This window comes from Desemzia sp. AGC72 (assembly GCF_057334175.1).
Genome location: NZ_JBHFIG010000021.1, coordinates 188035 through 203517 on the forward strand (window position 1 = coordinate 188035; position 15483 = coordinate 203517).

The 15483-nt window shown below is 38.4% G+C and carries 15 protein-coding genes; all 15 read left to right on the forward strand.

The window, feature by feature from the left end; all coding sequences use genetic code 11:
• Positions 1-3 precede the first annotated feature (3 nt).
• The 15 genes from ACE025_RS09845 (at position 4) to rsmB (ending at position 15379) form a co-directional block, all read left to right on the forward strand.
• Positions 4-483: a V-type ATP synthase subunit K gene (locus ACE025_RS09845; RefSeq protein WP_485939506.1), complete on the forward strand. Its 480-nt coding sequence runs from the start codon at positions 4-6 to the stop codon at positions 481-483.
• A 45-nt stretch (positions 484-528) separates the two neighbouring features.
• On the forward strand, positions 529-1110 hold the full coding sequence (locus tag ACE025_RS09850; protein WP_485939507.1) for a V-type ATP synthase subunit E: 582 nt from the start codon (positions 529-531) through the stop codon (positions 1108-1110).
• Positions 1111-1126: 16 nt separating this feature from the next.
• Complete coding sequence (locus tag ACE025_RS09855) at positions 1127-2131, forward strand: V-type ATPase subunit (protein ID WP_485939508.1); 1005 nt, start codon at positions 1127-1129, stop codon at positions 2129-2131.
• Positions 2121-2432, forward strand: coding sequence for a V-type ATP synthase subunit F (locus ACE025_RS09860; RefSeq protein WP_092480177.1), 312 nt, complete (start codon positions 2121-2123; stop codon positions 2430-2432). Before ACE025_RS09855 ends, ACE025_RS09860 begins: the two co-directional genes overlap by 11 nt.
• A gap of 12 nt (positions 2433-2444) precedes the next feature.
• On the forward strand, positions 2445-4229 hold the full coding sequence (locus ACE025_RS09865) for a V-type ATP synthase subunit A (RefSeq protein WP_485939509.1): 1785 nt from the start codon (positions 2445-2447) through the stop codon (positions 4227-4229).
• A complete protein-coding gene (locus ACE025_RS09870; protein WP_485939510.1) occupies positions 4222-5598 on the forward strand; it encodes a V-type ATP synthase subunit B in 1377 nt (458 codons plus the stop codon). Before ACE025_RS09865 ends, ACE025_RS09870 begins: the two co-directional genes overlap by 8 nt.
• 6 nt (positions 5599-5604) lie before the next feature.
• Positions 5605-6234, forward strand: coding sequence for a V-type ATP synthase subunit D (locus ACE025_RS09875; RefSeq protein ID WP_485939511.1), 630 nt, complete (start codon positions 5605-5607; stop codon positions 6232-6234).
• A gap of 158 nt (positions 6235-6392) precedes the next feature.
• Positions 6393-7769: a patatin-like phospholipase family protein gene (locus ACE025_RS09880; protein WP_485939512.1), complete on the forward strand. Its 1377-nt coding sequence runs from the start codon at positions 6393-6395 to the stop codon at positions 7767-7769.
• 131 nt (positions 7770-7900) lie between these two features.
• On the forward strand, positions 7901-8128 hold the full coding sequence (locus ACE025_RS09885; RefSeq protein WP_092480172.1) for a YdbC family protein: 228 nt from the start codon (positions 7901-7903) through the stop codon (positions 8126-8128).
• 47 nt (positions 8129-8175) lie between these two features.
• The gene (gene gmk, locus ACE025_RS09890) at positions 8176-8790 is read left to right on the forward strand and encodes a guanylate kinase (protein ID WP_485939513.1); all 615 of its coding nucleotides are present in this window, start codon (positions 8176-8178) and stop codon (positions 8788-8790) included.
• Between the two features lie 5 nt (positions 8791-8795).
• On the forward strand, positions 8796-9011 hold the full coding sequence (rpoZ, locus tag ACE025_RS09895; protein ID WP_092480170.1) for a DNA-directed RNA polymerase subunit omega: 216 nt from the start codon (positions 8796-8798) through the stop codon (positions 9009-9011).
• Between the two features lie 352 nt (positions 9012-9363).
• Complete coding sequence (gene coaBC / locus ACE025_RS09900) at positions 9364-10569, forward strand: bifunctional phosphopantothenoylcysteine decarboxylase/phosphopantothenate--cysteine ligase CoaBC (protein ID WP_485939514.1); 1206 nt, start codon at positions 9364-9366, stop codon at positions 10567-10569.
• A 14-nt stretch (positions 10570-10583) separates the two neighbouring features.
• Positions 10584-13004 carry a primosomal protein N' gene (priA, locus tag ACE025_RS09905; RefSeq protein WP_485939515.1) on the forward strand — a complete coding sequence of 807 codons (2421 nt, stop codon included), beginning with the start codon at positions 10584-10586 and terminating at the stop codon, positions 13002-13004.
• Positions 13005-13068: 64 nt separating this feature from the next.
• Complete coding sequence (fmt, locus tag ACE025_RS09910; RefSeq protein WP_485939516.1) at positions 13069-14016, forward strand: methionyl-tRNA formyltransferase; 948 nt, start codon at positions 13069-13071, stop codon at positions 14014-14016.
• A complete protein-coding gene (gene rsmB / locus ACE025_RS09915; RefSeq protein ID WP_485939517.1) occupies positions 14009-15379 on the forward strand; it encodes a 16S rRNA (cytosine(967)-C(5))-methyltransferase RsmB in 1371 nt (456 codons plus the stop codon). The genes fmt and rsmB overlap by 8 nt, the downstream gene beginning before the upstream one ends.
• Positions 15380-15483 lie beyond the last annotated feature (104 nt).

A 15483-nucleotide genomic window follows, 5' to 3' on the forward strand; every position in this document is an offset into this window, starting at 1 on the left:
CAAATGGAAAACTGGTTAACTTTTTTTGCTGAAAATAATGGTGGACTTATGTTTGCTGCATTAGGTGCTGCTATGGCAACAATCTTCTCGGGTATCGGATCTTCTAAAGGTGTTGGGATGACAGGGGAAGCAGCTGCTGCTTTAACTACAGAACAACCTGAAAAATTTGGACAAGCATTGATTCTCCAATTGCTTCCAGGTACTCAAGGACTTTACGGATTCGTTATTGCTTTCTTGATTTTCTTAAACACAGGTGCAGACACTACTTTAGCTCAAGGTCTTTACATGTTTATGGCTGCTTTGCCAATCGCATTCACTGGTTTATTCTCAGGGATCTCACAAGGACGCGTAGCTTCTGCTGGTATCCAAATTTTAGCTAAAAAACCTGAGCATGCAACAAAAGGTATCATCTACTCAGCCATGGTTGAAACTTATGCGATCTTAGGATTCGTTATTTCATTCTTATTAGTATTAAACGGCTAATCAATTATTTATGGCCTGTAATGTGAAAGAGAATGGAGGGAAAATATGGCTGACTTAAAATTACTCACAGATCGCTTAATGGAAAATGAACGTTCAAAAACTCAAGTTGTGATTAAAGAAGCAAAAGAAGCAGCAGAAGAAATTTTGCGCACATCTGATGAAGCTTTAAAAGATGAAAGACAAAAGAGACAAGAGCGTATTCAAACTGAACAAAAAGCGCAATATGAGCAAGATAAAAATGCTTTATCGAATAAAAGAAGAAATGAATTGTTAACTGTAAAACAACATGCTTTGACAAATGTATTTGATTCGGCAAAAGAACGTATGGAACAACTAAGCAATACTGAATTTCAAGAGTTTTTGACCGCTGTTCTAGAGCAATACCAAGACAAAGAAGTGGATTTGGTTTTAGGTGAAAAATCTCAATCATTAGTTTCTCCTGGATTTATCACTGAGTTGAGTGAATCAACTAAGACAACAATTCATTTAAAAGAAGAAACTATTGCTAAAACAGCTGGTTTTGTTATTCGTCATAATGGTATTGATTACAACTATACGTTTAGTGCATTGATCGACGACATCAAAGAAGATATTTTACCAACTGTGTCACAAAAATTGTTTCAATAAAGGAGGAGGGGAATAAATGAGAGATACAGCATTTGCTGGATCGAATGCACGAATTCGCGTTTATGAAAGCCAACTCCTTCAAAATGATCAATTTGAGCGTATGTTGCAAGCTAATAGTTTTGAAGAAGCGGCTCGAGTCTTAAGAGACACTCCTTATCGAAATGACGTGGATGAACTGCTAGAGACAAGAGATTATGATGAATTACTCTCTAAAGAACTACAACGTGTGTATGATGAAATGTTTAGCTTAAGTCCAGATCCTGCTTTGGTAGAACTTTTTTCCTTGCGATATACGTATCACAATCTAAAGGTTCTCTCTAAAGCAAGAATGACAGGCGAAAATTTTGATTCTATGCTGATCCCGATTGGAAAAAATCCGATGTCAGATTATCGACAAGCCGTTGAAATTGGAAAGTCAGATGAGTTAGATCAACCTTATATTGACAGTATCCAAGAGGTGCTTGTTGCTGAGGAAGAATATAATTCTATACAGTCAGTAGATATTATTTTAGACCGCCGTTATTTTACACATCTAAGATGGCTGGCTGAAAAAATAGGAGATCGCGAAATCATTGATTTTGTGAAATATTATATTGATCTAAATAACTTATCTACTCTGTCAAGAGCGATCAAACAGCGTAAAAACCGAAATTTCTTAGTGACTATTTTATCTAGTTCTGGAAATATCCCAAAAGAAACTTTAGTTGAATTAGGTAAAGAAAATTTGGAAACAGCGGGTAAATTATTATCCGAAGGTCCATTTGCTTCAATTGTTCAGGATTCATTAGACCCAGAAACGCATGAATTGTCTCCAGTCAAAGTTGACCTCGAGACAGATAATGCGATCATGGACAAAATGAAAGAAGCTAAATTGCAACCTTTTGGTGCACTTCCATTGCTAGCCTTTATTCATGCTAAAGAAACGGAAGTTAAAAACTTACGGATGATTTTTGCAGGTAAAGAGAATAATTTGCCTGTCGAAAGCGTCAGAGAAAGGATGCGTATGAACTATGGCTCATAAAATAGGTGTGGTTGGAGACAAAGATTCTATCTTACCTTTTAAAATGCTGGGTTTTGATGTTTTTTACGCATCTGAAGCTAAAGAAGCCAGAAAAATGGTTGATCAACTAGCGAAAAATGAATATGGAATTATTTACCTTACGGAAGAATTAGGGGCAAAGATTCCAGATACCATTAAACGTTACGATAGCAAAATACAACCCGCAGTTATTTTGATCCCCAATCATACGGGAACATTGAATATTGGGAAACAACGTATTCAAGATAATGTAGAAAAAGCAGTGGGACAAAATATTTTATAGGAGGTAACCAGTTTGAACAAAGGAAAAATTGTTAGTGTCTCTGGACCGCTTGTTACGGCTGAAGGCATGGAACATGCCAATATCCAGGATATCTGTAAAGTCGGAAATCTTGGTTTGATTGGTGAAATTATTGAAATGCGAGGAAGCATTGCCTCCATTCAGGTATATGAAGAAACTTCAATGGTTGGACCAGGAGAACCAGTTGAAACAACAGGGGAAGCCTTGTCTGTTGAACTTGCTCCAGGAATCATGTCACAAATGTTTGACGGTATCCAAAGACCATTAGATACGTTTTTAAATCAAACACAAAGCAACTATCTTAACCGTGGTGTTTCCATTGAACCACTTGATCGTACAAAAAAATGGACTTTTGAGCCGACTATTACAGTCGGAACTAAAGTAACTGCTGGCGATATCGTTGGGCACGTTAAAGAGACTCCTGTAGTAGATCATAAAATTATGATCCCGATCGGAATCGAGGGAACTGTTACAGATATTAAAGCCGGAGACTTCACTATTTCTGAAACGATTTATTCTGTAGAGACAGAAGAAGGCGTTAAAGAATTTACGATGACTCAAAAATGGCCTGTTCGTCGTGGACGTCCAGCTGCTCGTAAATTGAATCCAACAACTCCACTAAAAACTGGTCAACGAGTAATCGATACGTTGTTCCCAGTTGCTAAAGGTGGATCTGCTGCAGTACCTGGTCCTTTTGGAGCTGGTAAAACAGTCGTACAACATCAAATCGCTAAATATGCAGATGTAGATATCGTAGTATACGTTGGATGTGGTGAACGTGGGAACGAAATGACGGACGTTATCAACGAATTTCCAGAATTGATCGACCCGAATACAGGCGAATCTATTATGGCTCGTACTATTTTGATCGCAAACACATCTAACATGCCCGTTGCAGCTCGTGAAGCTTCTATTTATACTGGTATCACTATTGCAGAATATTTCCGTGACATGGGCTACAGTGTAGCAATCATGGCTGACTCGACTTCTCGTTGGGCTGAAGCATTGCGTGAGATGTCTGGTCGTTTAGAAGAAATGCCTGGTGATGAAGGTTATCCAGCTTATCTAGGTAGTCGTTTGGCTGAGTTCTATGAGCGTGCTGGAAAAGTTATCACATTAGGAAGCGAAGGACGTGAAGGAAGCATCACAGCTATCGGTGCTGTTTCGCCTCCAGGTGGAGACACTTCTGAACCGGTTACTCAAAATACATTGCGTGTAGCAAAAGTATTCTGGGGATTAGATGCAGATTTATCTAGAAGACGTCATTTCCCGGCAATCAACTGGCTTGATTCTTATTCATTGTATTTGAATGAAATGACTACTCACATCGGTAATACATTAGGTGTAGATTGGAGCAGCATGGTAGCTCACAGCTCTTCATTATTACAAGATGAAGCTGAACTAGAAGAAATCGTTCAATTAGTTGGAGCTGAATCGTTATCTGAGAGAGATCGCTTGAAACTAGTGATCGCAAGAATGATTCGTGAAGACTACTTGCAGCAAAATGCTTTTGATGATGTAGATACAACAACCTCTATTAAAAAACAATATGAAATGTTGCACACTATCTTAACATTTGAAGAAGAGTCTAAAAAAGGAATGGAATTAGGTGCCTACTTTGATGAAATCGTCAAAGGTACGGTAGATATCAGAGAGCGTATTGGTCGTGGTAAATTCTTACCTGAAGCAGAAATTGCTCAGTTTGAAGACATGCGTAACTCTATAAAAGAAACCATCCACCAAGTTGTTGAAAAAGGAGGAATGGATACAGATGCTTAAAGAATACCGTACAATAAATGAAGTTGTAGGTCCTTTGATGACTGTTGAAGGCGTTGAAGGTGTAAAATTTGATGAATTAGTAGACATTCAAATGCAAAATGGCGAAAAACGTCGAGGACAAGTGTTGGAAATCGATGGCGACAGAGCTATGGTCCAAATCTTCGAAGGTCCATCAGGAATCAACTTAAAAGATACAAAAGTTCGTTTCACAGGAAAACCATTGTCTTTAGGTGTTTCTGAAGACATGGTTGGACGTGTTTTCACTGGGATGGGTGAGGTCAACGATGGTGGTCCTCAAATCATTCCTGAAAAAACATTAGACATCAATGGTGAAGCAATCAACCCAATGGCTCGTGATTATCCGGATGAGTTTATTCAAACGGGAATCTCTAGTATTGACCATTTGAACACATTAGTTCGTGGACAAAAACTGCCAGTATTCTCTGGTTCAGGTTTGCCGCATAAAGAATTGGCTGCTCAAATTGCTCGTCAAGCAACTGTTTTAAACTCTGATGAGAAATTTGCTGTTGTGTTCGCAGGTATTGGGATTACTTTTGAAGAAGCTGAATTCTTTATGGAAGATTTCCGTAAAACTGGTGCTATTGATCGTTCAGTAGTTTTCTTAAACTTAGCAAATGACCCAGCGATCGAACGTATCGCTACACCTCGTATGGCACTGACGGCTGCTGAATATTTAGCTTACGAAAAAGGTATGCATGTATTGGTTATCATGACTGACATGACAAACTATTGCGAAGCTTTACGTGAAATCTCTGCAGCTCGTCGTGAAGTACCTGGTCGTCGTGGTTATCCTGGTTACTTGTATACCAACTTAGCAACGTTGTTTGAACGTGCTGGTCGTTTGGTAGGGACATCAGGTTCAGTAACGCAAATTCCTATTTTAACCATGCCTGAAGATGATATCACTCATCCGATTCCGGATTTAACTGGATATATTACTGAAGGGCAAATCATTCTTTCGAGAGATTTGTACAACAATAATATCCAACCTCCAATCGACGTATTGCCTTCTTTATCTCGTCTAAAAGATAAAGGAACAGGGGAAGGGAAAACCAGAAAAGATCATTCTGCAACCATGAACCAATTGTTCGCAGCGTATGCTGAAGGGAAAAAAGCGAAAGAATTAGCAGTAGTATTAGGTGAATCAGCCTTATCAGATACAGATAAAAAATTCGCTGCATTTGCTACTGAGTTTGAAGAAAAATATGTCAACCAAGGTTTCTATACGAATCGTACGATTGAAGATACGTTAGACTTAGGTTGGGAGTTATTGTCTATCTTGCCTAGAACTGAATTGAAACGGATTAAAGATGACATGTTAGATGAATACTTACCGAAAGGGGAGTGAGTCTAAATGGCTAGGTTGAATGTTAATCCGACTCGTATGGAACTGGCAAACTTGAAAGACAGACTCAGTTTAGCAAGCCGTGGACACAAATTATTAAAAGATAAGCAAGATGAATTGATGCGTCAATTTATCGAGTTGATCAAAAAAAATAATGAATTGCGCACCGTTGTAGAGGACAAATTGATTTCTGCAATGCAATCTTTCGTTATGGCAAAATCACTGTTAAACGAAAAATACATTGAAGAGTTAGTGGCTGTTCCTCCGCGCAGCGTTAGTTTAAGTGTTTATGAAAAAAATATCATGAGTGTGAATGTACCGGTTATGAATTTTGATTATTCAGAAGAAGAGGCTAACCCAAGCGATGTCCCATACGGATATTTGAATTCTAACAGCGAGCTGGATGTTTCGATAGAAGAAATGTCTGCCGTTATGAAAGAGTTATTGGAACTCTCTGAAATTGAAAAAACTTGCCAATTATTGGCAGATGAGATTGAAAGTACAAGACGGCGAGTAAATGCTTTAGAGTACCGTACGATTCCACAATTAGAAGAAACGATTTACTTCATTCAAATGAAATTAGATGAGAGCGAACGTGCTGAAATCACGCGCTTGATGAAAGTTAAAGACATGGGTTAAGTCCTTTATGTATTTGCTGGATAGATTTTTATTTGGAAGTTTTCAAGAAGAAGGGAAAAGCCAGGTTATCTGGTCTTTCCCTTCTTTTTGTTTTGGTTGTCTCATGATTCTAGGTATACTGAGGATAAAGTTGCAATCGATAGGAGTGAATCGTTCGGATGAGTGAAGAGAAGTATATGAATACAGAAAGCTGTAGAGTGGCATTAGTTCTTGGCGGAGGAGGCGCGAGAGGGTCCTATCAAATCGGCGTTTGGAAAGCTATTAGAGAATTAGGTATTCAGCCGGATATCATTACGGGTACTTCTGTTGGAGCGTTGAATGGAGCAGCGATTTTACAAGGTGATTATGAACTTGCTGAGCAGATGTGGAAAGAGTTGGAAATTAAAAACGTGGTTGAATTTGAACTGCCTGAAAAGCCGTCCAGCTTTAACGAGTATGGGGCAGTACTCAGTAAATTTTTATTAACTGCTATAAAAAATAGAGGAATCAGTACCAAACCGCTTCATACTTTAATCAAAGAGTATATTATAGATGAAAAAAAAATTCGGGAAAGTGGGATCGATTTTGGGATAACAGTCACTGAACTCTCCAGTAGGAAACAACAGACCTTTTATTTAGAAGACATTCCTTTTGGGCAGTTGGATTTGTATCTATTAGCAAGTGCTTCTCTTTACCCAGCGATGTCCTTTACTGAAATTGAAGGCAAACATTACGCGGATGGGGGATATAGAGAAAATGTCCCCGTAAATCCAGCATTAAATAAGAAGCCAGATTTTTTGATCATAGCGGATATCAATACCAATGGGAAAATCAGAGAGTATACTATTCCAGACGAAATCGAGACGCATCATATATCAAGCAAATGGCCGTTAGGAGACATGCTGCTTTTTGACGGAACTCGAGCAGAAGTCAATATTCAATTGGGATATTTGGATACCATGAAAAGTTTTGAAATGTATGAAGGCTCTTGGTATACATTCGATAAAGAAAGTTTTCATCATCATTATAAGAAATTTTACAAACAACTTTCGAGTTTCATGGCGACAGCGAATAATGATGTAAAAGATTATTTGCATCAAGAAGAAAATCAGTTATTCTTGCTGGAACAACTCAGCAATGAATGGAGGGGAACAATAGAAAAAAAAGAATTCACATACGTTTTATATGAACTGGCAGGAAAGATGCTGCACATCAGCCCTACAAAAGTATATACGTTTGAGGAATTTGAACAAGAGATACTGGAGCGTTACAAACAAATGACAAAAGAAACATCTTTTCAAGATGTATTAAGAGTACTGCAAACAAATCGTACGTATGATTTCGTAAAGACGGCAAAAGAATGGCAGGAAGAATTTAAAGAAAGTATTCCCTTTCTATCACCTTTAAAAGTATGTTTTTACTTTTTATCTGTACTTGAAAGTGATGATAAAGATGCCTTTAAAGATTGGAAAGGTCAATTTTTGATTCGTATATACCCTAGTCCATTTTTGACGGCATTATTTTTATATTTTCTGAAACAAAATATGATGGATTAGTTACGAGAGTAGAAAGAAAGATTAGGGAAAGGCAAAAAAGTTGTTTAGTAAATGGTTGGTTTATGTTAAAGTAGAAGGTAAGCAAAAAAAATTGATACTTGCTCAATCTTTTTTGAACGAGGTGAATAAATATGGCACAAAAATTTTCTTTTGAAATCAAAGAAGAGCTCTTAGTCCTTTCTCAAAATGCTAAGGGATGGCAAAAGGAATTGAATTTGGTGAGCTGGAATGGTAATCCCCCCAAATTTGATTTGCGTGATTGGTCTCCTGAACATGAAAAAATGGGCAAAGGAATTACCTTAAGCAATGAAGAAATGAAAAAGTTGACAGATTTTTTAAAAGAGTCTGAATTTATGTAATGAGGATTATCTTTAAGTGGAAACTGTTTAGATAGGAAGGGTAACGTATGACTGAACGTGGTTTATTGATTGTTCTTTCTGGTCCGTCCGGTGTAGGAAAAGGAACAGTCAGAAAAGCAATTTTTGATAGTGGAGAAATTGATTTTGAATATTCCATCTCTATGACGACTCGAAATAAACGAGCGGGCGAAGAAGATGGAGTAGATTACTTTTTTAGATCTAAGGAAGTATTTGAGCAATTGATTGAAAATGGTGGATTACTGGAATATGCTGAATATGTTGGGAACTACTATGGCACGCCGCTTGAGTATGTTGAAAAAACTTTAAGCAATGGAAAAGATGTATTCCTTGAAATTGAAGTAAATGGAGCAAAACAAGTACGTGAAAAAATGCCAGAGGGTATTTTTATTTTTTTAACTCCGCCAGATATAATGGAACTCAAAACGCGTATTCTTAATCGAGGCACTGAAGAAATCGCTTTGGTCGAACAACGTTTAGAAAAAGCCGTCGAAGAAATAAAAATGATGGATCATTACGATTATGCTGTTGTGAATGATAAAGTAGAAAATGCTGTCACAAAAATCAAGCATATCATCGAAAGTGAACACTTAAAAGTACCTAGAGTAATTAATAGATATAAAAAAATTGTCGAGGAGATGTAAAGAATATGATGTTAGATCCTTCTATAGACGCATTATTAGAGAAAATTGATTCAAAATATTCATTAGTTATCGTTTCAAGTAAAAGAGCTTACGAATTAGACGATAAAGCTATGCCAATGTTGGAAGAATACAAATCGTATAAAAACGTAGGAAAAGCTTTAGAAGAAATAGCAAGCGGAGATTTGGTCATCGACCCAACAACCGTTGACCCAGAAGTATAATTTAAAAGACAAAAGAGTGGAACAGACAAATGTTCCACTCTTTTATTTTTAGAGAGCTGGGCAGAGCGTGTAGAGTTCCGTAGAGTTCGATTTTCCCTCTTTTAATTGGGTGGTCTTTCCCAATAAAAAAGAGTAAAACAAAGTCATAGGAAACCTGCTCTGACCAGCACGTTTAAAAACAGAGAGCTAAGCGAGGCGTTCAGCTTACTGACTATAAGCCTGAGTAGACACACGAAAAGCCGTTCTAAAAATCCCCTTCGAGTATTTTTATTCGAGGAGACAAACAGGAGTATTTTTAGTAGAATAGAGAAGAATGCACAGATAAAGTGCTTTAAAGATCGGGGGATTTTAAGTGTTAAAAGGGAAAAAAATAGCGGTATACATTACTGGCGGGATAGCGGCTTATAAGGCAGCGGATTTGGTGAGACGTTTAATCAAGCAGGGAGCTGAAGTGCGAGTTGCCATGACCAAAGCTGCAACAGAATTTATTACACCGTACACTTTACAAATTTTGAGTAAAAATGAAGTCTTTACAAATGTATTTGAAGATAAAGACCCAGCGGAAGTGAGCCACATCCACTTAGCAGACTGGTCAGAATTAGCAGTGGTAGCACCTGCTACAGCGAATGTTATGGCAAAAATAGCTCATGGAATAGCGGATGATTTTGTCACAACGACTTTATTAGCTACAACAGCGCCTATCTTTATTGTACCTGCGATGAATACGCACATGTTAGAAAATCCAGCAACAGTTAGAAATTGGGAACGATTAGAAAAAGATGGTCATTTTGTGATGGAACCAGATACGGGATTTTTAGCAGAAGGATATGAGGGAAAAGGCCGATTTCCAGAGCCTGAAGCTATTGTTGAAGCTATCCAAGAATATTTGATCCAACAACAGACCGATTTACCTTTGACTGGTAAAAAAGTGGTTGTTACAGCAGGCGGAACAAAAGAACGGATTGACCCAGTCCGTTACATCACGAATGATTCATCGGGCAAGATGGGGTACCAATTGGCTATGGCCGCTAGAGACAAAGGGGCGAAAGTAGTGTTGATTTCTGCTTCTACGCAATTAAAACACCCTTTTGGAATGGAAGTTGTTGCTGTAGAATCTGCTAAGCAAATGTCAGATGCTGTGTTCAAAGAGTTTGAATCAGCAGACATTGTTATCATGGCAGCCGCAGTGTCAGATTATACACCAGAAACTCAAGCCACCCAAAAGATTAAGAAAAAAGAAAATCAAATGGTCATTTCTTTAGCTAAAACGCAAGATATTTTAGCGACCATGGGACAGCAAAAAAGCCATCAGTTTTTAGTAGGCTTTGCGGCTGAAACGCACGATGTCGCAGAATATGCTATGGGGAAATTAGAAAAGAAAAATGCGGATATGATTGTAGCCAATGATGTTTCTAAACCTCATGCAGGATTTAATAAAGAGACAAATGAAGTTACATTATTTTACAAAGATGCCCCACCTATAGAATTATCTGTGCGGTCAAAAAGAGACATCGCAGACAGTATCATTCAAGAAGTGATTCAGAAATTGAGCAAATAAAGGTGTGAACACTAGTGAACTTAATTGCTAAAGTTATTGTTGACGTACCGACGATGCAAACAAATCAACCGTATGATTATCAGATCCCAGATCAATTCAAAGATCAAATCCAACCAGGGATGCGAGTCGAAGTTCCTTTCGGGCAAGGGAAAAGAGTTGTTCAAGGATTTGTGGTATCAATAGTTGAAGAACCTACATTTACCGGAGCATTGAAAAGCATCACAGGGGTAATGGATCTGCATCCAGTTTTAAACGACGAATTGATTCAATTAGGGGCAGATATGGCAGAAAAAACATTTAGTTTTCGAATTACCTGTTACCAAACCATGCTGCCAGCCGTACTGAGAGCTAAATATGAAAAAACAATTCGTTTGATTGATGATATTGATGAAGAGTTGTTTTTTGAATTATTTAAAGGGAAAGACGAGCTGACATGGGAAGAGGCGGTCAATCGTGATTTGCTGCCTCAATTAGCCCAGCTGAAAAAGCAAGAACGTGTAGAAGTTGTTTATTCAGTCAAAAATCGTGCGAACAAAAAGAAAAGAAGAATGATCAAACCCTCTTTGTCATTTGAACAACTAGAAGAAGAAAAAATGGGTTTACGAAAAACGGCTAAAAAGAAACTCGAATTATTAGAAGTACTGCAGACTCTCTCTCTCGCTGACCAATCAATCAGCAGTCAAGAATTGAGCAAGAACTATGAATTGACCTCATCCCACATTCGTGATGGAGAAAAGAAAAACTGGTTGACGGTGTTTGAAGAGGAAGTTTACCGCGATCCGTTCGAATCAATAGATTTTAAACAAACCGACTCTCATAGACTGACTTCTCATCAACAAGCTGTATTTGATAAGATCCAAACAGCTGTGAAACAAGAGCGTGCTGAAACTTTCCTATTAAGGGGTGTCACAGGGAGCGGAAAGACGGAGATTTATCTTCAGACTATTGCGTCTGTATTGGAAAAAGGGCAAACCGCACTGATGCTCGTTCCAGAAATCGCATTGACACCGCAAATGGTAACCAGTTTTAAAGGACGGTTTGGAGAAAAAGTAGCTGTATTGCACAGTGGATTATCAGACGGAGAAAAATACGATGAGTGGCGGAAAATCGAACGAGAAGAAGCTAAAGTAGTTGTAGGAGCCCGTTCTTCTATTTTTGCACCCGTAAAAAATCTAGGGGTAATCATCATGGATGAGGAACATGAAACTAGCTACAAACAAAGTGAAAATCCGCGCTACCATGCTCGTGATGTGGCGTTGTGGCGTTCTGCATTCCATAATTGTCCGCTGATTTTAGGTAGTGCGACGCCTTCTTTGGAATCACGCGCAAGAGCACAAAAAAATGTGTACACCTTGGTGGAACTGCCAGAACGAGTGAACAAAAAAGTATTGCCTGAAGTAGAGATCATCGATATGCGTGATGAAGGAAAAAATGGTAATCGCAGCAGTTTCTCAACTCAGCTGCAAGAAAAAATTCGTGACAGATTAGCTAAAAAAGAACAAATCGTATTGATGTTGAATCGAAGAGGATACTCTTCATTCGTGATGTGTCGAGATTGCGGATTTGTTTTACCTTGTCCGAATTGTGATATTTCCTTGACACTTCATATGGACACTAAAAGTATGAAATGCCATTACTGCGGTCATGAAGAGAGGATTCCTCATACATGCCCGGTTTGCAAAAGTTCAAAAATCCGGTATTATGGTACAGGTACGCAAAAAATACAAGAAGAATTGGAACAAGTGATTCCTGAAGCAAGAGTGATTCGGATGGACGTGGATACGACACGCAAAAAAGGTGCTCACGAGAAGATACTGAGTGCATTCGGAAATCATGAAGCAGATATTCTATTAGGTACACAAATGATTGCTAAAGGTTTGGACTTTCCAAATATCACTTTGGTTGGTGTTCTAAATGCTGATACTTCGTTAGGGCTGCCTGACTTTCGTTCGAGTGAGAAAACGTTCCAATTATTGACGCAAGTCAGCGGAAGAGCAGGGAGAGCAGAGCTGACCGGTGAAGTCATCATTCAGACCTATAACCCAGAGCATTATGCGATTCAGTTGGCTCAAAGGCATGATTACAATCAATTCTATAAAACAGAGATGATTATTCGGCACCGTGGGAACTATCCGCCTTATTATTTTACGGTATCGATCACAGCCAGTCATGAAGAAGAGCAAAAAGCAGCTAAAAAAATGTATGAAATTGTAAATTTTTTAGCGCCTCATTTGCAAAATGAGACCATTGTATTAGGCCCAACGCCAAAATCAATCGCTAGAGTGAACAATCGCTTTTATTATCAAGTGCTGATCAAATATAAAGCTGAACCGCAATTGATTCCTCTGCTGCATCAAATTATCAATGAATCTCAAAAAGAGATGGCTAAAGGTTTAATGATTGCAATAGATAAAGAGCCACAACAATTCATGTAAAAAGAAACAATAAAAATCGAAAATTTTTATTCTTGAGTAAAAGAAGATAAAGGGGTTAAAACAAATGAAAATAGTTTTTATGGGGACACCAGCCTTTTCAGTACCAATTTTAGAAGCACTAGTGCAATCTTCTTATAAAGTGATCGCAGTTGTTACTCAACCAGATCGCCCAGTAGGACGAAAAAAGACACTAACTCCATCACCGGTAAAAAGAGCTGCGTTGGAGCATGATATTGAAGTACTGCAACCTGAAAAAATCTCAGGGTCAGAAGAAATGGAAAGAATCATAGCTTTAGAGCCGGATTTGATCGTTACAGCGGCTTTTGGACAATTTTTGCCCACTAAACTGTTGAGTGTACCTCGTTTTGGATCAATCAATGTCCATGCGTCTTTACTGCCTAAGTACCGAGGAGGTGCACCTGTCCATTACGCTTTGATTAATGGAGAGACTGAAACGGGTGTCTCTATTATGTATATGGAGAAAAAAATGGATGCTGGTGATGTTATTTCACAACGAGCAATCCCGATTACTCGAGAAGATGATGTTGGAACATTATTCGATCGATTAAGTTTATTGGGAAGAGATCTGTTAATGGAGACTATACCGCATATCATCGACGGGACGATCGATCCAGTGAAACAAGATGAAACGCAAGTGACGTTTTCTCCAAATATTACTCGAGAACAAGAAATTTTGGATTGGAACAAAGAAGCCAAACAAATTGACTTTCAAGTCAGAGGAATGCGCCCATTTCCTGGTGCTTACACTTTTTTAAATGGAGAAAGATTCAAGATCTGGGCTGTTACGCCTCTGTCTAATCAAACCGACAAAAAACCAGGAACCATTGTAGATATCCAAAAAGAATCTATTTTGGTGGCTTGCGGAAATGGAACTGTTGTCCAATTAGACGAAGTGCAGCCGGCTGGGAAAACGAGAATGTCAGCAGCGGCTTATATTAGTGGATTAGGCAGCCAATTAACACCAGGAGAGGTTTTGGGAAAACATGAGTGAAGAACAACCAACAGGTAAACGAGCATTAAAGAAAACGAGTCGCTTCCAAGCATTGCAAATTTTAGAAAAAACAGAAAAAAGCGGTTCGTATTCTAATATCCTTTTAAACGAAGCCATTCAAAAAAACAATTTAACTCCGGCAGATGCCCGTTTGATGACGGAATTGGTTTACGGTGTTTTACAGCATAGAATCACTTTAGATTACTATCTAAGCCGCTTTTTGAAAAAAAACCAAAAAGTTGATGCCTGGGTGAATAATTTACTGCGGATGTCTGTATATCAAATGGTTTATTTAGAAAGAATCCCTAGTCACGCCATTTTGTTTGAAGCCGTTGAGATCGCTAAGAAACGTGGTCATGTCGGTATCAGTAAGTTTGTAAACGGCATTTTGCGAAATGCAGAGCGAAAAGGATTCCCTTCCGTAGAAGATATTGAAGATCCCATCCAACGATTGAGCGTAACGTACAGCTTGCCTGAATGGCTAGTAGAAAAATTCGTTCATGAAATTGGTTATGAAGAAACAGAAGCTTTGGGAGAATCGCTATTGATGTCCAGCCATTCAAGTGCACGGGTGAATCGTAAATTGACTACGGTCCAAGAAGCCTTGGATTATATGGAAGAAGAAGGTTTTTATGTGCGCAAGAGCGAACTGTCAGCAGATGGCATCGTCAGCGACAGCGGACATTTTGCTTCTTCGGAATTATTCAAAAATGGGAAAATCACGATTCAAGACGAAACTTCAATGTTGGTAGCTCCTGCTTTACAAGTAGAGCCTCATCACCAAGTATTGGATGCTTGTGCTGCTCCAGGGGGAAAAACAACGCACATCGCTGCTTATCTTTCTAAAGAAGCCGGAGGGAAAGTTACAGCGTTGGACTTGCATAAACATAAAGTAAAACTGATCAATGACAATGCACGCAGACTACAGGTAGATGATGTGGTTGAAGGCTTGGAACAAGATGCTCGAAAAGTGAAAGAAGTTTTCGAAGATGAAACGTTTGACCGTATATTAGTAGACGCTCCATGCTCTGGATTAGGATTGATGCGCAGAAAACCGGATATCAAATACACAAAACGACCAGAGGATTTTAAACAGCTGCATAAGATTCAAATGGACATTTTAAATGAAGTGGCTCCTAAATTAAAATCTGGTGGACTTCTTGTCTATAGTACATGTACAATAATCAAAGAAGAAAATCATCAGACAGTAACAGAATTTTTGCTGCATCATCCGGAATTTGAAAAAGAAGAAGTATTTGTGGAAGGTCCTGCGAAAGATTGTTTACAAGACAACTTATTAACTATTTATCCGCATCATTTTGATTCTGATGGATTTTTTATTAGTGCTTTAAGAAAAAGATAAATAAGGAAATCTCGAAGAAAAAAGCAAAATCTGAGAGATTCTCCTTTTTGCTGTCTTTATCAACAGTCGTTAAATCAATCATGACTATAAAGGGGCTTGAAAAA